This window comes from Qipengyuania aquimaris (assembly GCF_009827445.1).
GTDB classification, from domain to species: Bacteria; Pseudomonadota; Alphaproteobacteria; order Sphingomonadales; family Sphingomonadaceae; genus Qipengyuania; species Qipengyuania aquimaris.
Window position 1 is genome coordinate 674,376 of the sequence record NZ_WTYI01000001.1, and the last position, 17,441, is coordinate 691,816.

Below are 17,441 nucleotides of genomic sequence, written 5' to 3' on the forward strand. Positions count from 1 at the left end.
CCTCAGCCTTCCATCCACTTGCTGAAGAAGCTCTTGTGGGCTTCGCGCAGCTTGGTCACCGGGACGCCGAATAGCTCGTTCCCGCCGACAGTGCCGAGGCGACGAAAACCGACGCGGGCCGTGTCTTCATTTTCCGTTCCCTTGGCGAGATAGGCGTTGAACGCCTCTGCATCGGGGACGGTGATGACATAGCGGCCCTGGTCTTCGCCGAACCACCACTGCGCCTGCGTGTAATCGTCATTGCCGATGGTCTCTGCACCCATGCCGCTGGCCATGGCCATTTCGGCGAGTGCCACGGCAAGACCGCCATCGGAGACATCGTGAACCGCGCTGACCAGACCTGCCTCGATCAGTTCGCGCACGCCTTCGCCCGCGTTCTTTTCCAGCGTCAGGTCGACCGGCGGAGCGCGGCCTTCGTCGCGGCCATGGATTTCGGCAAGCCACAGCGATTTGCCGATGTGCGAACGTTCCGGATCGGGGGTCGCCCATTCTTCTGGCCAGATGAGGTAGATCGCCTCGCCTTCGGCCTTGAAGGGCATGGTCATCATCTTGGCGTAATCGTCGATCAGACCGACGCCGCCGATAGCCGGGGTGGGCAGGATCGCGCTGCCGCCGCCGGTCGCCTTGCTCTCGTTGTAAAGGCTGACGTTGCCCGAGACGATCGGGAAGTCGAGCGCGCGGCAGGCGGCGCCCATACCGTCGAGCGCATGGACGAACTGAGCCATGATTTCGGGGCGCTGCGGATTGGCAAAGTTGAGGCAGTTGGTGACAGCGAGGGGACGCGCGCCGACTGCGCACAGGTTACGGTATGCTTCCGCGATCGCCTGCTTTCCGCCTTCATACGGGTCCGCGTGGACGTAACGCGGCGTACAATCGGTGCTGATCGCCAGCGCCTTTTTCGTGCCATGCACCCGCACAACGCCGGCGTCGCCGCCCGTCTGGAGCGTATCTGCGCCAACCTGGCTGTCGTACTGTTCCGAAATCCAGCTGCGCGAGGACAGGTTGGGGGAGGCGAGGAGAGTAAGCAGGTCGCCGCCGACATCGCTGGTGTCGGGGCGGTCAACCATCGGCTTGATCCCGGCCCAGGCGGTGTACTCTTCCTTCGAAAGATACGGGCGGTCGTATTCGGGCGCATCTGCGGCGAGCGGGCCGAGCGGAATGTCGCACACCACTTCGCCGCCGAATTCGAGCACCATGTGCCGCGTGTCGGTAACTTCGCCGATTACCGCGAAGTCCAGCTCCCATTTCTCGAAGATGGCCGCCGCCATTTCTTCCTTGCCGGGCTTCAGCACCATGAGCATGCGCTCCTGGCTTTCGCTCAGCATCATTTCGTAGGGCGTCATGCCTTCTTCGCGGCACGGCACGTTGTCCATGTTGAGGCGGATACCGGCCTTGCCGTTGGTCGCCATCTCGACACTGGAGGAGGTGAGGCCTGCCGCGCCCATGTCCTGGATCGCGACAATGGCATCGGTGGCCATCAATTCGAGGCAGGCTTCGATCAGCAGCTTTTCGGTGAAGGGATCGCCCACTTGAACCGTGGGGCGCTTGGCGTCGGCATCTTCCTCGAAATCGGCAGAGGCCATGGTCGCGCCGTGAATGCCGTCGCGGCCCGTCTTCGAGCCTACATAGACGATCGGGTTTCCGACGCCGGTCGCGGCCGAATAAAAGATCTTGTCAGCATCGGCGACGCCAACGGTCATGGCATTTACGAGGATGTTGCCGTCATAGGCCGGGTTGAAATTCGTCTCGCCAGCGACGGTCGGGACGCCCACGCAATTGCCATAGCCGCCGATGCCCGCGACCACGCCCTGCACGAGGTGCTTCATCTTCGGATGGTCGGGCCGTCCGAAGCGCAACGCATTCGCGTTTGCAACCGGGCGCGCGCCCATTGTGAAGACATCGCGCAGGATGCCGCCGACGCCCGTCGCAGCACCCTGATAGGGTTCGATGTAGCTCGGGTGGTTGTGGCTCTCCATCTTGAAGATGGCGGCCTGCCCATCGCCGATATCGATGACGCCCGCGTTCTCGCCCGGACCGCAGATGACCCACGGAGCCTCGGTCGGCAGTTTCTTCAGGTGAAGGCGGCTGGACTTGTAGGAGCAATGCTCGCTCCACATGACCGAGAAGATGCCGAGTTCGACGAGGTTAGGCTCTCGTCCAAGGGCGTTCAGGACGCGCTCGTATTCTTCTTCGGAAAGGCCATGCTGGGCAACGACGTCGGGGGTGATTTCGCTCATGGCCCGCGCCCTTACGGTGCTGCGCGCCGAGGCGCAATATGCAGGGCTACCACAATGGTGGGCTTGCCACTCCCAGGCCGACCTCGTTGCGATGCCAGCGGGTCGTGCCAACCCAGTAGGCGAGGGCAGTGAGGAACCCGAAGGCGAAGAGCGCCGTCAGGGGCAGGGCGATCGAATATTCTGTAGGTTGTGGGCCGAACCAGCTTACAAGTTGGAAGACCAGCATGAAGCCGATCAGGATCAGCGGGGGTACGATCGGCCCCTTGGTTGCACGCATGAACCAGATGAATGCGCCAAGAGTGATTCCCAGCTCAAGCGGGATTTCGATCCACGGGTAATTCCACAGTCCCCAGCCAAGCTTTTCGTCCCCTCCTGCGAGCGTGAGATCGGGGCGATGGACGAACAGGTCCAGCACCCAGTGGCTCATCACCACGATCGCGGTCCAGGTCGCAGCCACTGCGTTGCGAAAGGTAATGCCGACCACCGCTGCAAAGCCTACCGCGAACACCGCTGTGCCGAGCAGGCTGTGCGTATAGGGCATGTGATAGAGGTCGAGCGGGCTCATTACCGTGATGCCGGGTTCGATCCTCGCCTGCTCGATGCCGACCATGAAGAAGGCCATGAAGGCCCAGTCCACCAGCTGAGCGGCGATGAACAGCGTGCCCAGCTTGGGGGCTTCGTTCGTGATTGCGCACGCGGCGAAAGCCGGTGCGAAGTGACCAATGAACATGGAGCTGCTGCTTCCCTCAGGCGAGTTTGCTCGCGGCGTAGGTGGCGACGGTTGCTGCAACCGATGTGGCGAATGCGCCCCAGATGATGTCGGCGATGGTAACCGTGGTCGACCACTGCTTGAGCGTTGCCTGGTTCGTCAGGTCATAGGTCGCGTAGCAGATCGCGCCGAGCAATGCCCCGTTGAGCGCCGCGCTGCCGAGCCCGGCGCTGAGGCCGGGGCGAACTGCGAACCAGACCATAGCGGCCACGTAGGCGGCATAGAACACCAGTGCCGGGCCCATCCGGAAGCTGTCGGCAAGCATGTCGCCGAGCCGGGGGCGATAGAAATTATTCCCGGCCCAGCCGAGCCACAGCGCGTCCAGCGCCCCGAAAGCCAGTGCCGCTGCAACGAATGCGATAATCCACGTCATATCCGCTCCCCAGTTTTTCCATGTTCTTGACCGCGCGGCTGCGCCCCGTCAATGCTCACCCCATATGACAGAGGGTCTAGACAAGCCGATCGGCGAAATGAGTTTCGAGGAAGCGCTCCGCGCGCTCGAAGGTGTCGTGCGCAATCTCGAAAGCGGGGAAGTGCCGCTCGACGAAAGCATAGCGCTCTACGAACGCGGCGAGGAATTGCGCAAGGCGTGCCAGGCAAGACTGGATGCGGCGCAGGCGCGTATCGAAAAGATTGTCCAGGGCGCCGACGGCAAACCTTCCGGGACCGCGCCCTTCGATGCGGAAAGCTGAGGCATGACCGTAATGACCGCAATGCCCGATCTACTGGCCGACGCTTTCGAGCGGATTCAAAGCGAGGTGGACGGGGCATTCGATGCTTTCCTTCCCGTGCCGCAGGATACTCGCGCGCGTCTGGTCGAGGCGATGAGGTACGCAGCGATTGGCGGGGGGAAGCGCGTCCGGCCTTTGCTGGTCTGCGCCACTGCACAGCTCTTCGGAGTGACGCGCCAGGCCGCCGTCAATGCCGGTTGCGCCGTCGAGGCGATCCATGCCTATTCGCTGATCCACGACGACCTTCCCTGCATGGACGATGACGATCTGCGCCATGGCAAGCCTACGCTGCACAAGCAGTTCGACGAGGCGACAGCGGTCCTCGCGGGCGATTGCCTCCACGCGCTGGCATTCGACATCCTGACCATGCCGGACACCAGCAACGACCCCTTTGTTCGCGCAGAGTTGGTGGCTGCTCTTGCCAAGGCAAGCGGCCATGAAGGCATGGCTGGCGGCCAGATGATGGACATCGTTTCCGACGAACAGAATTACGATCTGCGCCAGGTTACCCGCCTGCAACAGCTCAAGACAGGCGCTCTGCTTGCCGCCAGTGTCGAAATGGGGGCGATCCTTGGCCGCATCCCGCCCGAAGGCCGCACGCACTTGCGCGCCTATGCACGCGACATCGGGCTTGCGTTCCAGATCGCCGACGATCTCCTCGACGTAGAAGGTGACGAGGAAAAAGCCGGGAAAGCGCTGCGCAAGGACGAGGGGCAGGGCAAGCAGACCTTCGTGACCCTGATGGGCCGCGATGCCGCGCGCGCGCAGGCGGAAATGCTGGTCGAGCAAGCTGGGCAGCACCTTGCCAGCCACGGTTCGGACGCTGCATTGCTGGTCGAATTGGCGCGATTTGTCGTGAAGAGGGATCACTGATGGGCGAACGTATCGGCATTTACCCGGGGACTTTCGATCCCATCACACTCGGTCATGCGGATATCATCCGCCGCGGATCGAAGCTGGTCGACAAGCTCATTATCGGGGTGACCACGAACCCTTCGAAGAACCCGATGTTCTCGACCGAGGAACGCTTCGCGATGGTAGAGCGCGAGATCGCACGTATGGGACTTGGCAATGTCGAGGTCGAAGGATTCAATGCGCTGCTGGTGAAATTCGCGCAAAAGATGGGCGCCAACGTGCTCATTCGCGGACTACGAGCCGTCGCCGATTTCGAATACGAATACCAGATGGCCGGCATGAACCAGCAGCTCGACGACGATATCGAAACGGTTTTCCTCATGGCAGACGTCTCGCTTCAGCCGATTGCCTCCAAGCTGGTGAAGGAAATCGCCCTTTTCGGCGGTGATATCACGCCCTTCGTGAGCCAGGCGGTTTGCGAGGATGTGGTCAAGCGTGTGGAAGAAAAGGGACAGCTGGGCGACTATTGATCCTGCCAAAGCTATTCATTGAACCGACAGCGCCCGCTCGCTAGGGCGTTTTGCATACCAGACAATTCGACGGAAACCCGATGCTCAAGACCTCGCTTGCCTTTGCTGCCGCCGCCCTGACGGCTCTCGCTCCGCTATCCGCGACAGCGCAGGATGCCGAAGCCCCGGCTCCGCGCGCGAAATTCGAGCCGATTAATTACAGCGTACAGGAAGATCCGGAGAACATCCTGCTGCTCGACCTGTCCAATGGCGAGCGGGTGGCAATCCGCCTGATGCCGAGCTGGGCGCCCAACCATGTTGAGCGTATCAAGACGCTGGCCCGCGCCGGTTTCTATGACGGCGTGATTTTCCACCGCGTAATCGACGGCTTCATGGCGCAGACCGGAGATCCGACGGGCACCGGTCAAGGCAGTTCGGAGCTTCCCGACCTTGAGGAAGAATTCAACATCATGCCGCACGTACGCGGTACCGTGTCGATGGCCCGCGCTGCCGATGAAGACAGCGCGAACAGCCAGTTCTTCATCGTCTTCTACCCGCGTTTCAACCTCGACAAGCGCTACACGAATTTCGGCCGCGTGATTTCGAACATGGCCGCAGTCGACGCGATCAATCGCGGCGAACCGCCGCAGGACCCCACTCGCGTCCTTCAGGCTTCGATCGCGGCTGACAATCGTCCGGTCCCGGCTGCTCCGCGTATCATGGCCGATCCCGAGGTTACTACGGACGATCTCAACGCGCCGATCGGTTAAGCGCTTTTCCTGAACCCGCCATGCGTTTAGAGGCGCTGGCGATGAAGGTAGACCTGTTCGATTTCGATTTGCCGCCCGAACGCATAGCCTTGCGTCCGGCGCGCCCGCGCGATGCCGCTCGCATGCTCGTCGTCGAGGGTGCCGAGGGGCCGATGCGCGACTGCGGCGTGTGCGATCTTCCTTCCCTGCTGAAGGCGGGCGACGTGCTGGTCTTCAACGACACCCGCGTCATCCCGGCACAGCTCGAGGGGCGCCGCGGCGAAGCGAAGATTGGCGCAACCCTTCACAAGCGCGTCGACCTGCGCCGGTGGCAAGCCTTTATACGCAACGCGAAGCGCGTGCGGGCAGGGGACCTGATCGAGTTCGGCGGGGGCGTTTCCGCCATTGCCGAAGAGCGCTTGCCCGACGGGTCTTTCATCCTGGCATTCGAGAGAGACGAACCGGTCGAAGTGCTGCTCGAACGCGCAGGTCGCATGCCCCTTCCGCCCTATATCGCCGGAAAGCGCGAGACCGATGCGCAGGACCGGGAAGACTACCAGACCATGTTCGCAGCCGAGGACGGTGCCGTCGCAGCGCCCACGGCGTCACTGCATTTCACCCCCGAACTCGTCGCCGCTCTGGATGATGCAGGCGTGCGCAGGGAAACCCTCACCCTCCATGTCGGGGCCGGGACCTTCCTGCCGGTAAAGGCGGAGGATACGGACGATCATGCCATGCACTCGGAATGGGGCCGGATCGAACCCGAGGTTGCAGACCGGCTCAACGCAGCGCGCGCATCGGGTGGCCGGATCATCGCCGTCGGTACGACGAGCCTCCGCCTGCTCGAAAGTGCGACGCAGGCCGATGGCGTGATCCGCGCGTTTGCAGGCGACACCGACATCTTCATCACGCCCGGATATCAATTCCGCGCGGTCGACGGCCTGATGACCAATTTCCACCTGCCGAAATCGACCCTGATGATGCTGGTGAGCGCCCTTATGGGCAGGGACCGCATGATGGCGGCCTACTCCCACGCGATTGCCAACGAATACCGTTTCTACAGCTACGGCGACTCATCGCTTCTCATTCCCTGAGCCGGGGATCGGTCCGCAGTCCGAACTTGGCTCTCCCGATCCTTGGCCTATGGTGACCGCGAGGTCCGAATCGCGACCTCAATTCAACGGAGGGACGCAATGAAATTCACCGGTCTGGCAGCGCTAGCCGCAGTCGCCATGAGCACGCCGCTCGCGGCGCAAAGCATGGTTGCAGCGCCGAACGAAGCATCGGCGAAACTGGGGCAGTGCCTGGTCGACAGGACCACCGGCAGCGATCGCACGCTGGTTGCTCGCTGGATGGCAGGCAGCATGGCATCCTCACCGATGATGGAGGGCCTGGTCGAAGTCGATACCTCAGCGAAGGAGCAGGTCGATCGCGAGATGGCCGACCTCTTCGCCCGCCTGCTTACAAAGGACTGCAAGGCGCAGGCCAAGGTAGTCATGCAGAGCCGCGACCGGATGGGTATGCAGGCTGCGGGCGGTCGGCTCGGCGAGATCGCGAAGGCGGAACTGATGATGGACCCAGCGGCCATGCAGGCTCTGATGGCGTATATCCAGTATATCGATCCCGCTGCCATGATCGCGCTGGCCGAGTAGGAGCGCTATCCTGAGCTCGGACCCGATCCTCGAACTCGAAGGGCTGACCAAGGTCTACCCAGGCGGCCTGAAGGCGCTCGACAATGTCGACCTGACTATCCGCCGGGGCGAGATCTTCGCCCTGCTCGGGCCGAACGGAGCGGGCAAGACGACCCTGATCGGCGCGGTTTGCGGCCTTGTGCGGCCGACATCCGGCACCATGCGCGTATTCGGGCACGACCTCGCTACCGAGTGGCGCCAGGCGCGTAGCCGGATCGGCCTCGTGCCGCAGGAACTGAGCACCGACATGTTCGAGCCGGTGAAGCGTGCGGTTGCCTACTCTCGCGGGCTCTTCGGGCTTCCGCCCAATCCGGAGCGGATAGAGGAAATCCTGCGCTCTCTCAGCCTGTGGGAGAAGCGCGACGAGCGGATCATGGCCCTGTCGGGAGGAATGAAGCGCCGCGTGCTTATCGCCAAGGCCCTGGCGCATGAGCCCGACCTCCTGTTCCTCGACGAACCTACCGCAGGTGTGGACGTCGAATTGCGCAAGGGCATGTGGCGCATCATCGACCAGATGCGCGAGCGCGGGGTCACGGTGATCCTGACCACACATTACATCGAAGAGGCCGAGGAAATGGCCGACCGCGTCGGGATCATCAGCGGCGGCAGGATCCTGATGGTGGACGAGAAGGACGCCATGATGTCCCGCCTTGGCAGAACAGAGGCACACATTACGCTCGCCAAGCCGCTGGACGCACTGCCGGCAGCGCTCGGACACTTTCCGGTCGAGCTGGAGGATGGTGGAAATGCGATCTGCTATCGCGGCGGGGACGGGACCGGGAAGGGCAAGGAAGAGGTCGCTGCTCTGACCAAGGCCCTGATCGCGGCCGGGATCGATTACTCAGGTATCGACACGCGCGAGAGCAGCCTGGAAGACATTTTCGTCACCCTGCTCGGTGAAGACGAGGATGCGGCATGATCAACTGGCGTTCGACCTGGTCCATCTACACGCGCGAACTGATGCGTTTCCTGCGCACGGCCTTTCAGTCCGTCCTTGCGCCGGTCCTGACCACATCGCTGTATTTCATCGTTTTCGGTGCGGCCATCGGCGGGCGGATGCCTGACCTTGGCGGGGTCGATTACGGCGCTTTCATAATTCCCGGTCTACTGATGCTGACCTTGCTGGGCGAGACGACCAGCAATTCAAGTTTCGGCATCTACATGCCGCGCTTCACGGGTACGATCTACGAGCTTTTGAGCGCCCCTGTCGGAGTGGGCGAAACCCTGATCGGATTCGTCGGGGCAGCCATGACCAAGAGCCTTATCCTTGCAGCGATCATCCTCCTGACCGCGCGCCTGTTCGTCGATTATTCGATCGCGCACCCTTTGCTAGCAGTGATCTATATCATGCTAGTGGCCGCCGCCTTCAGCCTGTTCGGCTTCATCCTCGGGATCTGGGCCGACAATTTCGAGAAGCTGGGCATCATCCCGATGCTCTTTCTCACGCCGCTGACTTTCCTCGGCGGCACCTTTTACTCGATCGACATGCTGCCCAAGCCCTGGGACACGATCGCGCTGGCAAATCCGATCGTATACCTCGTCAGCGGGCTGCGCTGGACCTTCTACGGCAGCAGCGATGTGAACATCTGGATCAGCTTCGGGATTACGCTCGCTTTCCTGGCGGCATGTACCGGCGTGATCGCCTATATCTTCAAGACAGGCTGGCGACTGCGCGCATGACACGCTAGGCGCGGGCGCCATGAAGAACCTGCGTCATATCCTGATAGCCCTTTTGGTCGGGTGCCTGGCTGTGCCCGCCAGCGCCGAGCTTCCTGAAGCCGCCCGGACAATGATCGAAAACGCAATCGCGACCGGCGATGCGGCTAAGGTGGATGCCGTGATATCGGTCGCCCGCTCGAGCTTTCCTGACGATGCGAGCGCAATCGACACGCTCGAGAACGGCTGGAAGGCTACCCTTGCGGAACGTACCGCCGCGGCCGAGCAGGCGCGGATCGCCACGATCAAGGACGCCGGCCCGCTCGATCTGTGGTCGGGCGAGGGCGAGATCGGCGGCTTCCAGTCGTCCGGCAACACCGACAGCGTCGGCATTGCAGCGTCACTCAAGATGAAGCGCGAGGGCATCGACTGGAGCCATCGTGTTCGTGCGCGTCTCGACTACCAGCGCCAGAACGGCGAGACGAGCCGCGAACAATACCTGCTCGCCTACGAGCCTCGCTGGCAGTTCAACGACCGGATGTTCGTCTACGGCCTCGCCCAGTACGAGCGCGACAAGATCCAGGGTTTTTCGGGCAGGTACGCCGTATCGGGCGGGATCGGTTACAAGCTGGTGGACAGCGAAACGCTCGCCCTGTCGGTAAAAGCGGGTCCGGCATATCGGGTCACCGAGTACACCGATGGCCGGACGGAAAACCGTATTGCGGCACTAGCGGGCCTCGATTTCGACTGGCAGATTTTCGAACGCCTTTCGTTCACTCAGGACGCGAATGCGCTGGCCGAAACGGGCGGGGAAGCGCAGCTGATCGTCGATGGATCGAACACCAGCCTGACCTTCATCAGCGGTCTCGATTTCGAGATCAACAACCGCCTCCGCTCGCGTTTGTCGTACCAGATCGACTACGACAGCAATCCGCCCGTCGGAAAAGTCTCGACCGACACGCTGACCCGCGCCACGCTTATCTATGGATTCTGAAATGGCCAGCCGGTTCGACTTCAAGATGGACGCGACCGACGGTGCTGCGCGCACTGGTCGTATCTCGATGCTGCGCGGTGACATCCGCACGCCCGCGTTCATGCCCGTAGGCACCGCCGCCACGGTCAAGGCGATGAAGCCGGAGACCGTGCGAGCGACGGGCGCGGACATTATCCTCGGCAATACGTACCATCTTATGCTGCGCCCTGGTGCAGAGCGCGTTGCCCGGCTTGGCGGTTTGCACAAATTCATGAACTGGGATCGCCCGATCCTCACCGATAGCGGCGGCTATCAGGTGATGAGCCTGTCCGACCTGCGCAAACTGACCGAAAAGGGTGTCGAGTTCCGCAGTCATATCGATGGCTCGAAGCATATGCTGACGCCCGAGCGTTCGATGGAAATCCAGCGACTGCTCGGGTCCGACATCGTTATGGCCTTTGACGAATGTCCGCGCGCCGACCGTCCGCGCGACGAAATCGCAGCCAGCATGCAAATGTCGATGCGCTGGGCCAAGCGGAGCCGCGACGGTTTCGACGCGGGTGGTGAACACGCCGAGCGTTCTGCCCTGTTCGGCATCCAGCAGGGCGCCCTCGACGAGGAATTGCGCAAGATCAGCGCGGAAAAGCTCACCGACATCGGGTTCGACGGTTACGCGATCGGCGGCCTTGCAGTGGGCGAGGGGCAGGAGGCGATGTTCGCCACGCTGGATTTCGCACCCGCCCAATTGCCGCAGGACCGGCCACGATACCTGATGGGCGTCGGCAAGCCCGACGACCTGGTCGGCGCCGTAGAGCGCGGGGTGGATATGTTCGATTGCGTCTTGCCGAGCCGGTCGGGTCGAAATGGACAGGCTTTCACCTGGCATGGCCCATTGAACCTTCGCAATGCGCGGTTCGCCGAGGACACGGGACCGCTGGACGAGAAATGCGCCTGCTCGGTTTGCTCTACCTATTCGCGCGCCTATCTTCATCACTTGCAGAAAGCGGGCGAGATACTCGGAGCGATGCTGATGACCGAACACAATATCGCATTCTACCAGCAGCTGATGCAGGCCATGCGTGACGCTATCGCTGCGGGCACTTTCGCGGCCTTCGCCTCTGACTTCCGCAGGGATTACCTTGGAGCCGCCAAGCAGTGACGTGGCGCCGCGCAGCTGTGATCGGCGCGTCCGGCGGCATTGGCGCGGCGATTGCCGACAGGCTGGAAGCTGACGGGGTCGAGGTCATCCGTCTGAGTCGTTCGGGCGGTGACGTGAAGATAGACCTGGAAGACGAATCCAGCATTGCCGAGGCAGCAGCGAAATCGGGCGAGAGTGGACCACTCGACCTCGTGTTCGTCGCGACCGGCTTTCTCCATGAGGAAGGCAGTGGCCCCGAGAAGGACTGGCGACATCTGGAGGCGGAAAACCTCGCGCGAAACTTTGCGATCAATGTCACCGGGCCGGCACTGGTGGCCAAGCATTTCCTGCCGCTCCTTTCGGATGAACGGCGCTCTGGGTTTGCGGCGCTTTCGGCAAGGGTCGGGAGCATATCCGACAATCGCCTGGGTGGTTGGTATGCCTACCGGGCAAGCAAAGCTGCGCTCAACATGATGATCCGGAGCCTGTCGATCGAACTGGCGCGAAAGAAGCCTGAGGCCTTTTGCGTCGGACTACATCCCGGCACGGTCGACACGCGGCTGAGCGTGCCTTTCCAGCGCAATGTCCCGGCGGGCAAGCTGTTCACGCCGGAATATTCTGCGGCAAGTCTTCTGGACGTCCTCAACGGGCTTGGACCATCGGACAGCGGAAAGTGTTTTGCCTACGACGGCGAGGAAATTCCGGCCTGATGAAGAGTAGAGGCGCAAGATGACCAGTTGGCGTGCAGGTGGCGGGCTCCCGTCGAACGACCGGAACGAGATTACTGCGCTGGTCGTCATGGCGATCGTCACGATCCTCCTGTGGCATTCGCCTTACGGCGGATATCTGCTCTACCCGTTCACGATCCTGTCGACCTGGTTTCATGAAATGGGACACGGCCTTGCGGCGATGGCATTCGGCCACGAGTTCGAGCGGTTGGTCATATTCCCCAATGGTTCGGGCTATGCTGCGCACCTGTCCGAGGGCGAGCCGTCCAGATTGTCGAGTGCCCTGATCGCAGCCGCCGGACTTCTGGGGCCGACATTCGCAGGATGCGCGCTGATCCTGTCCTCACGAACGAGGCGCGCTACTCGGAATGCGCTGGTTGTACTGGGCGGGGTGTTATTGGTCTCGACCCTTATCTGGGTGCGTTCCCTCACGGGATGGCTGGTCCTGCCTGCAGTCGGGCTGGCCTGTCTCTGGTTCGCTTTCAAGGCAAAGCCGAACCAACGCCATTTCGCAGTCCAGTTCCTTGGCGTGCAGGGCTGCATCAGCATCTATCGCGACTTCGGCTACCTGTTCAGCCAGGGCGGCATGCTCGGCGGGCGGCCGCAGCTATCGGACACCGGTCACATCGCGCAGGCGCTTTTCCTGCCGTACTGGTTCTGGGGTGGCCTCATCACAGCGATTATCGTCGCAATGATCTACTGGTCCCTACGCTTGGCCCATTCGCGCTGACCAGGCTTTTCCTGCATTTCGAGGATCGTCCCGCGATAGGCGGTGAAGCTGCCGCCGGGCCCTGTGAAGCCGGCGCCGATCGCGTTTGCATTGCGCTGTGCGTCGGTGAGCGAGGCATACCATTTGCCGATGCGATTGCGTGTCACGAAGCGATAGAAGACCATAGCATCGACACAACGCCAGGCCCGTGGCTGGTTCCTGCAACTTCTTGAAAATGCGACCAATCGAAACGAAAAGGGCGGCCCCGCAGGACCGCCCTTTCGTGTTTCGTTGCCGAAGTGATCAGCGCGAATAGAATTCGACGACCAGGTTCGGTTCCATCGTGACCGGGTAGGGCACTTCGTCGAGCTTCGGCACGCGGGTGAAGGTCACCTTGTCGGTGCCGTCGGGCGCGACGTAGTCGGGAATTTCACGCTCGGGCAGGCTCTGCGCTTCGATGACGAGAGCCATGTCCTTGGCCTTGCTGCCGAGGCTGACGACGTCGCCGACCTTGACGCGGGCCGATGCGATGTTGGTCTTCACGCCATTGAGGAAGATGTGGCCGTGGCTCACGATCTGACGGGCGGAGAAGATGGTCGGAGCGAACTTGGCGCGATACACAACCATGTCGAGACGCTGTTCGAGCAGGCCGATCAGGTTCTGACCGGTGTCGCCCTTCATGGCCGACGCTTCCTTGTAGGTGCGCTTGAACTGCTTCTCGGTCACGTCGCCGTAGTAGCCCTTGAGCTTCTGCTTGGCGCGCAGCTGCAGGCCGAAGTCGCTCATCTTGCTCTTGCGACGCTGACCGTGCTGGCCGGGGCCGTAGGAACGCTTGTTGACCGGGGAATTCGGACGACCCCAGATGTTTTCACCCATCCGGCGGTCGAGTTTGTACTTGGCGCTCTTGCGCTTCGACATAAGTCTTTCCTTCAATTTGCTGAGCGAACCCAATGTCCGCCATCCAACCCGGCATCGCACCGCTGGAAGAGTGTTCCAGCGCGGCTACCGCTTCACCGGGGTGCGGAGCCAATTAGCGAAGGCGCGCGCATAGCAGGATTGTGCAGCGCGTCAAGCGTTGCGCGCTGCCTTGCAGAAGGCGCGGATCATTTCCGGGTCCTTATGGCCCGGCGCGGTTTCGACGCCCGAGGAGGTATCGAGCAGCGGCGCGCCCGTCTTCGCCAGCGCACCTGCCACATTGGCGGCAGACAGCCCGCCGGCCAGCCCCCATCCGGGCTTGCCCCGCCATGCAGACAGCAGGGACCAGTCGAAGCTGAGCCCCATGCCACCGGGGAGGGCCGCATCCTTGGGCGTCCGCGCATCGAACAACAGGAGATCGGCAACCCCATCGTGGGCCTTGGCCTTTTCGACATCCCTCGCAGTCGCGACGGGAATTGCCTTCCAGACCGGCAGCCCGAAGCGTTCCTTCACCTGCGCCACGCGCTCCGGCGTTTCCTCGCCATGCAACTGGATTGCATCGAGTCGGCCAGCCCTGACGCTTTCTCCGATCAGGCCGTCGTCCGCATCTACGAAAAGGCCCACGCGCCCGATAGTGGATCCCGCACGCGCAGCCAGTGCTGCTGCAGCGTAACCGTCCACGTGTCTGGGGGAGGGCGGAAAGAACACCAGTCCTACGAAGTCGGCGCGCGCCGCTGTCGCTGCGTCGAGGGCATCCGGGGTCGAAATCCCGCAAATCTTGATCGCTACATCGGTCATGAAGTGAACCTAGGTGTCCGCGAGCCGCTTTGCCAGCACCGCGAATTCCAGCGGTGGATCGCGGGGAACCGGGAACGGGCGGGTTTCGCTCGTCCGCTTATATCCGCGCCGCTTGTACCAGGATATCAATGAGGAGCGCTGTGTAATCACAGTCATTTCGAGCGTTTCTATGCCGCGTTTCAAAGCTGCCAGTTCCGCCGCTTCTAGCAGCGTCCCGCCAAGCCCTCCCGACTGCATCGTTGGCGAGACGCACAGCATTCCGAGATAGCCGCATGTCGCGTCGAGCTGTGTCACGGCAACGCAGCCGATCGGCGCTCCGGCATCGCCCCGGGCCAGCTGGAAGCTGACTTTTTCGTCTTTGATGAGGCGCTCGATCTCTTCGAGAGAAGTGCGTTCGTCGTCGAGGAGGTCGGCTTCGTGGTTCCAGCCCTGCCGCGCGCTGTCGCCGCGATAGGCGCTCTCTATGAGGAGCTTGATCTCGGCGGCATCCGCAAGGGATGCCTCGATAATGGAAGTCAAAGAGTAGCCTCGATCGCGCGGGCCGCTTCGGCGGGATCGTCCGCCCGGCTGATGGGGCGTCCGATGACGAGCACGCTGGCGCCGTCGTCGCGCGCCTGGCGTGGTGTGACCACGCGCTTCTGGTCGCCGACCGCGCTGCCGGCGGGACGCAGGCCTGGAACGACGAAATAGCCGTCTTTCCATTGATCGTGCACGGCTTTCACCTCGTGACCGGAACACACGATCCCGTCGAGCCCGCTGTCCTTGGCGAGTTCCGCGAGACGCATGACCTGGTCGTGTGCCGTGCCCTGGACGCCGGTGCGCTGCAAGTCGCGGTCATCCATGCTGGTGAGCATGGTGACGCCGACCACCTTCGTGTTCTCTCCCGCAGCAGCCTTCGCGTCTTCCATCATCGCGCGTCCGCCGCTGGCATGGATGGTGACGATCGAAGGTTCGAGCTGGTGGATCGCGTGCATCGCACCGGCCACCGTGTTCGGGATGTCGTATAGCTTCAGATCGAGGAAGATCGGCAGGCCGAGCTGCCCGATCATGTGCACCCCGTGCGCGCCGTGGGCGCAGAAGAATTCCAGCCCCAGCTTGATCCCGCCGACGTGCGCCTTGACCTTTTCTGCCAGCGCAACTCCATCGCGCAGGCGAGGGACGTCGAGAGCGAGGTAGACAGGGTTGCTCATGACCGCGCGTCGGGTTCCGGATCTACAGGATTGGCAGGCTCGGCCACTGTCGAGGCCGCTGGCGTAGGTGCAGGGCGATCATCGGCACGCGGTGCCGCCATCTGAGAGGTCGCTTGCTCAAGCGCGGTAATCCGGCGCGTGTGACGCCAGCGTACCCCGCGATGATAGAGCCACATCGGCACGATCCCGATCAGGAAAGACACGATGACGAGGGCAGGCACGCGGGTGTCCCACACGATGCCGGGCCAGATGCGCACATCGATCTGCTTGTCCCAATTGCCGAAGGAAAAGGCGAGGATCGCCACCAGCAGTGCAATCCAGAGGATCGTTCGGACGATTTGCATTTCTTAGCTACCCCTCACCGGTTTTCCGGCAATGCTAGGCGCACACCAGACGTGTCGCAAGGCTCAGCCGAAAACGCGGTCGAAGATCGTATCGACCTGCTTGAAGTGGTAATCGAGGTCGAAGCGTTCCTCGAGCTGCTCGTTCGAAAGCGCGGCGGTCACTTCCTCGTCCTGCTTGAGCAAGTCGAGCAGCATCAGCCTGCCATCCGATTCCCACACCTTCATCGCGTTGCGCTGGACGAGGCGGTAGGCGTCCTCGCGGCTCACGCCGTTCTGGGTAAGGGCGAGCAGGACGCGCTGCGAATGGATGAGGCCGCCCATGCGGTCCATGTTGGCCTGCATGCGCTCCGGATAGACGAGCAGCTTGTCGACCACGCCGGTGAGGCGCGCGAGAGCGAAGTCGAGCGTGATGGTCGCATCGGGGCCGATGAAACGCTCCACCGAAGAGTGGGAAATGTCCCGTTCGTGCCAAAGTGCCACGTTTTCCAGCGCGGGCAGGGCGTAGGCGCGGATCATGCGGGCCTGTCCGGTGAGGTTCTCGGTCAGGATCGGGTTGCGCTTGTGCGGCATAGCCGACGAACCCTTCTGGCCCTTGGAGAAGAATTCTTCCGCTTCAAGCACCTCGGTGCGTTGCAGGTGGCGGATTTCCACCGCAACACGCTCGATCGATCCGGCGATAACCGCGAGAGTGGCAAAATACATGGCGTGGCGGTCGCGCGGGATGACCTGGGTGGAAACCGGTTCCGCCTTCAGGCCCAGCTTTTCGGCGACATAATCCTCGACGCTGGGGTCGATATTGGCAAAAGTACCGACAGCGCCGGAGATTGCGCAGGTCGCGATTTCCTCGCGCGCGGCGACCAGGCGGGTCTTGCAGCGATCGAATTCCGCATATGCCTGGGCCAGCTTCAGGCCGAAAGTCACCGGCTCTGCGTGGATGCCGTGGCTGCGCCCTATGGTGGGCGTGTACTTGTGTTCTTCCGCACGGCGTTTGATCGCGGCGAGCAGCTGGTCGAGATCTTTCAGCAGCAGGTCGGTCGAACGCGCCAGCTGGACCGCCAGTGTTGTGTCGAGCACGTCGGAACTGGTCATGCCCTGGTGCATGAAGCGTGCTTCATCGCCAACGTTTTCGGCAACCCACGTGAGGAAGGCGATCACGTCGTGCTTGGTCACCGCCTCGATGGCGTCGATCGCCTCAACATCGATCTTGGGATCGGTCGCCCACCAGTCCCATAGGGCTTTCGCGGCGCTCTTGGGCACGACGCCAAGCTCGCCGAGTTTCTCGGTCGCGTGCGCCTCGATTTCGAACCAGATGCGATATTTCGCCTCCGGCTCCCAGATGGCGGTCATGGCAGGGCGGGCATAGCGGGGGACCATCGGTCGACTCCGAGTCTAAGGATTGCGGTGCAGGGGTGCGCGCTAGGCAAGGGCGCGCGTGCTGGCAAGGGGAGG

The 17,441-nt window shown here is 62.4% G+C and carries 22 protein-coding genes; 12 read left to right on the forward strand and 10 right to left on the reverse strand.

Going from position 1 to position 17,441, the window contains the following annotated elements; genetic code table 11:
* Nucleotides 1–2: 2 nt before the first annotated feature.
* The 3 genes from purL to GRI34_RS03305 are packed head-to-tail and all read right to left on the reverse strand — an operon-like array spanning nt 3 to nt 3,379.
* Complete coding sequence (gene purL, locus GRI34_RS03295) at nt 3–2,237, reverse strand: phosphoribosylformylglycinamidine synthase subunit PurL (RefSeq protein WP_160594720.1); 2,235 nt, start codon at nt 2,235–2,237, stop codon at nt 3–5.
* Between the two features lie 46 nt (nt 2,238–2,283).
* Nucleotides 2,284–2,967, reverse strand: coding sequence for a hypothetical protein (locus GRI34_RS03300; protein WP_160594721.1), 684 nt, complete (start codon nt 2,965–2,967; stop codon nt 2,284–2,286).
* Between the two features lie 16 nt (nt 2,968–2,983).
* Complete coding sequence (locus GRI34_RS03305; RefSeq protein ID WP_100261053.1) at nt 2,984–3,379, reverse strand: DUF2177 family protein; 396 nt, start codon at nt 3,377–3,379, stop codon at nt 2,984–2,986.
* A gap of 64 nt (nt 3,380–3,443) precedes the next feature.
* Between GRI34_RS03305 and GRI34_RS03310 the strand changes: the two genes are divergently transcribed.
* From GRI34_RS03310 to GRI34_RS03365, 12 genes are all read left to right on the forward strand, one after another.
* The gene (locus GRI34_RS03310) at nt 3,444–3,698 is read left to right on the forward strand and encodes an exodeoxyribonuclease VII small subunit (RefSeq protein WP_160594722.1); all 255 of its coding nucleotides are present in this window, start codon (nt 3,444–3,446) and stop codon (nt 3,696–3,698) included.
* 3 nt (nt 3,699–3,701) lie between these two features.
* Nucleotides 3,702–4,610 (forward strand): polyprenyl synthetase family protein, encoded by a 909-nt coding sequence (locus GRI34_RS03315; RefSeq protein ID WP_199800103.1) that lies wholly within the window; start codon nt 3,702–3,704, stop codon nt 4,608–4,610.
* The gene (gene coaD / locus GRI34_RS03320) at nt 4,610–5,122 is read left to right on the forward strand and encodes a pantetheine-phosphate adenylyltransferase (RefSeq protein ID WP_160594723.1); all 513 of its coding nucleotides are present in this window, start codon (nt 4,610–4,612) and stop codon (nt 5,120–5,122) included. Before GRI34_RS03315 ends, coaD begins: the two co-directional genes overlap by 1 nt.
* A gap of 80 nt (nt 5,123–5,202) precedes the next feature.
* Nucleotides 5,203–5,871, forward strand: coding sequence for a peptidylprolyl isomerase (locus GRI34_RS03325; protein WP_160594724.1), 669 nt, complete (start codon nt 5,203–5,205; stop codon nt 5,869–5,871).
* Nucleotides 5,872–5,912: 41 nt separating this feature from the next.
* A complete protein-coding gene (gene queA / locus GRI34_RS03330) occupies nt 5,913–6,944 on the forward strand; it encodes a tRNA preQ1(34) S-adenosylmethionine ribosyltransferase-isomerase QueA (RefSeq protein ID WP_160594725.1) in 1,032 nt (343 codons plus the stop codon).
* Nucleotides 6,945–7,043: 99 nt separating this feature from the next.
* Nucleotides 7,044–7,502, forward strand: coding sequence for a hypothetical protein (locus GRI34_RS03335; protein WP_160594726.1), 459 nt, complete (start codon nt 7,044–7,046; stop codon nt 7,500–7,502).
* A 7-nt stretch (nt 7,503–7,509) separates the two neighbouring features.
* Nucleotides 7,510–8,460 (forward strand): ABC transporter ATP-binding protein, encoded by a 951-nt coding sequence (locus GRI34_RS03340; protein ID WP_160596374.1) that lies wholly within the window; start codon nt 7,510–7,512, stop codon nt 8,458–8,460.
* On the forward strand, nt 8,457–9,221 hold the full coding sequence (locus GRI34_RS03345) for an ABC transporter permease (protein WP_160594727.1): 765 nt from the start codon (nt 8,457–8,459) through the stop codon (nt 9,219–9,221). Before GRI34_RS03340 ends, GRI34_RS03345 begins: the two co-directional genes overlap by 4 nt.
* Nucleotides 9,222–9,240: 19 nt before the next feature.
* Complete coding sequence (locus GRI34_RS03350; RefSeq protein ID WP_160594728.1) at nt 9,241–10,191, forward strand: DUF481 domain-containing protein; 951 nt, start codon at nt 9,241–9,243, stop codon at nt 10,189–10,191.
* Between the two features lies 1 nt (nt 10,192).
* Nucleotides 10,193–11,329, forward strand: coding sequence for a tRNA guanosine(34) transglycosylase Tgt (gene tgt, locus GRI34_RS03355; RefSeq protein WP_160594729.1), 1,137 nt, complete (start codon nt 10,193–10,195; stop codon nt 11,327–11,329).
* Nucleotides 11,326–12,018 (forward strand): SDR family NAD(P)-dependent oxidoreductase, encoded by a 693-nt coding sequence (locus GRI34_RS03360; RefSeq protein ID WP_160594730.1) that lies wholly within the window; start codon nt 11,326–11,328, stop codon nt 12,016–12,018. Before tgt ends, GRI34_RS03360 begins: the two co-directional genes overlap by 4 nt.
* 19 nt (nt 12,019–12,037) lie before the next feature.
* The gene (locus GRI34_RS03365; protein ID WP_160594731.1) at nt 12,038–12,766 is read left to right on the forward strand and encodes a M50 family metallopeptidase; all 729 of its coding nucleotides are present in this window, start codon (nt 12,038–12,040) and stop codon (nt 12,764–12,766) included.
* On the opposite strand, the gene GRI34_RS03370 is transcribed toward GRI34_RS03365, so the two are convergent.
* The 7 genes from GRI34_RS03370 to purB form a co-directional block, all read right to left on the reverse strand.
* Nucleotides 12,733–12,912 (reverse strand): hypothetical protein, encoded by a 180-nt coding sequence (locus GRI34_RS03370; RefSeq protein WP_325065172.1) that lies wholly within the window; start codon nt 12,910–12,912, stop codon nt 12,733–12,735. The two genes, GRI34_RS03365 and GRI34_RS03370, sit on opposite strands and share 34 nt — an antisense overlap.
* A gap of 136 nt (nt 12,913–13,048) precedes the next feature.
* Nucleotides 13,049–13,663: a 30S ribosomal protein S4 gene (gene rpsD, locus GRI34_RS03375; RefSeq protein WP_100261066.1), complete on the reverse strand. Its 615-nt coding sequence runs from the start codon at nt 13,661–13,663 to the stop codon at nt 13,049–13,051.
* A 150-nt stretch (nt 13,664–13,813) separates the two neighbouring features.
* Nucleotides 13,814–14,458: a phosphoribosylanthranilate isomerase gene (locus GRI34_RS03380; RefSeq protein ID WP_160594733.1), complete on the reverse strand. Its 645-nt coding sequence runs from the start codon at nt 14,456–14,458 to the stop codon at nt 13,814–13,816.
* Nucleotides 14,459–14,467: 9 nt separating this feature from the next.
* Nucleotides 14,468–14,977 (reverse strand): GNAT family N-acetyltransferase, encoded by a 510-nt coding sequence (locus GRI34_RS03385; RefSeq protein WP_160594734.1) that lies wholly within the window; start codon nt 14,975–14,977, stop codon nt 14,468–14,470.
* Entirely contained in the window at nt 14,974–15,648 is a 675-nt protein-coding gene (gene pyrF, locus GRI34_RS03390) for an orotidine-5'-phosphate decarboxylase (protein ID WP_090479786.1), read from the reverse strand. Before pyrF ends, GRI34_RS03385 begins: the two co-directional genes overlap by 4 nt.
* Nucleotides 15,645–15,992 carry a DUF1049 domain-containing protein gene (locus GRI34_RS03395; RefSeq protein ID WP_160594735.1) on the reverse strand — a complete coding sequence of 116 codons (348 nt, stop codon included), beginning with the start codon at nt 15,990–15,992 and terminating at the stop codon, nt 15,645–15,647. Before GRI34_RS03395 ends, pyrF begins: the two co-directional genes overlap by 4 nt.
* Nucleotides 15,993–16,055: 63 nt before the next feature.
* On the reverse strand, nt 16,056–17,366 hold the full coding sequence (gene purB / locus GRI34_RS03400; protein ID WP_160594736.1) for an adenylosuccinate lyase: 1,311 nt from the start codon (nt 17,364–17,366) through the stop codon (nt 16,056–16,058).
* Between the last annotated feature and the right edge of the window lie 75 nt (nt 17,367–17,441).

Coding starts and splice junctions, on each gene's coding strand:
- purL (WP_160594720.1), bottom strand. CDS start 2,237: ATGAGCGAAATCACCCCCGACGTCGTTGCCCAGCATGGCCTTTCCGAA.
- GRI34_RS03325 (WP_160594724.1), top strand. CDS start 5,203: ATGCTCAAGACCTCGCTTGCCTTTGCTGCCGCCGCCCTGACGGCTCTC.
- GRI34_RS03310 (WP_160594722.1), top strand. CDS start 3,444: ATGACAGAGGGTCTAGACAAGCCGATCGGCGAAATGAGTTTCGAGGAA.
- GRI34_RS03300 (WP_160594721.1), bottom strand. CDS start 2,967: ATGTTCATTGGTCACTTCGCACCGGCTTTCGCCGCGTGCGCAATCACG.
- GRI34_RS03380 (WP_160594733.1), bottom strand. CDS start 14,458: ATGACCGATGTAGCGATCAAGATTTGCGGGATTTCGACCCCGGATGCC.
- tgt (WP_160594729.1), top strand. CDS start 10,193: ATGGCCAGCCGGTTCGACTTCAAGATGGACGCGACCGACGGTGCTGCG.
- purB (WP_160594736.1), bottom strand. CDS start 17,366: ATGGTCCCCCGCTATGCCCGCCCTGCCATGACCGCCATCTGGGAGCCG.
- GRI34_RS03350 (WP_160594728.1), top strand. CDS start 9,241: ATGAAGAACCTGCGTCATATCCTGATAGCCCTTTTGGTCGGGTGCCTG.
- GRI34_RS03395 (WP_160594735.1), bottom strand. CDS start 15,992: ATGCAAATCGTCCGAACGATCCTCTGGATTGCACTGCTGGTGGCGATC.
- GRI34_RS03315 (WP_199800103.1), top strand. CDS start 3,702: ATGACCGTAATGACCGCAATGCCCGATCTACTGGCCGACGCTTTCGAG.
- GRI34_RS03345 (WP_160594727.1), top strand. CDS start 8,457: ATGATCAACTGGCGTTCGACCTGGTCCATCTACACGCGCGAACTGATG.
- rpsD (WP_100261066.1), bottom strand. CDS start 13,663: ATGTCGAAGCGCAAGAGCGCCAAGTACAAACTCGACCGCCGGATGGGT.
- GRI34_RS03335 (WP_160594726.1), top strand. CDS start 7,044: ATGAAATTCACCGGTCTGGCAGCGCTAGCCGCAGTCGCCATGAGCACG.
- coaD (WP_160594723.1), top strand. CDS start 4,610: ATGGGCGAACGTATCGGCATTTACCCGGGGACTTTCGATCCCATCACA.
- GRI34_RS03305 (WP_100261053.1), bottom strand. CDS start 3,379: ATGACGTGGATTATCGCATTCGTTGCAGCGGCACTGGCTTTCGGGGCG.
- pyrF (WP_090479786.1), bottom strand. CDS start 15,648: ATGAGCAACCCTGTCTACCTCGCTCTCGACGTCCCTCGCCTGCGCGAT.
- queA (WP_160594725.1), top strand. CDS start 5,913: ATGAAGGTAGACCTGTTCGATTTCGATTTGCCGCCCGAACGCATAGCC.
- GRI34_RS03365 (WP_160594731.1), top strand. CDS start 12,038: ATGACCAGTTGGCGTGCAGGTGGCGGGCTCCCGTCGAACGACCGGAAC.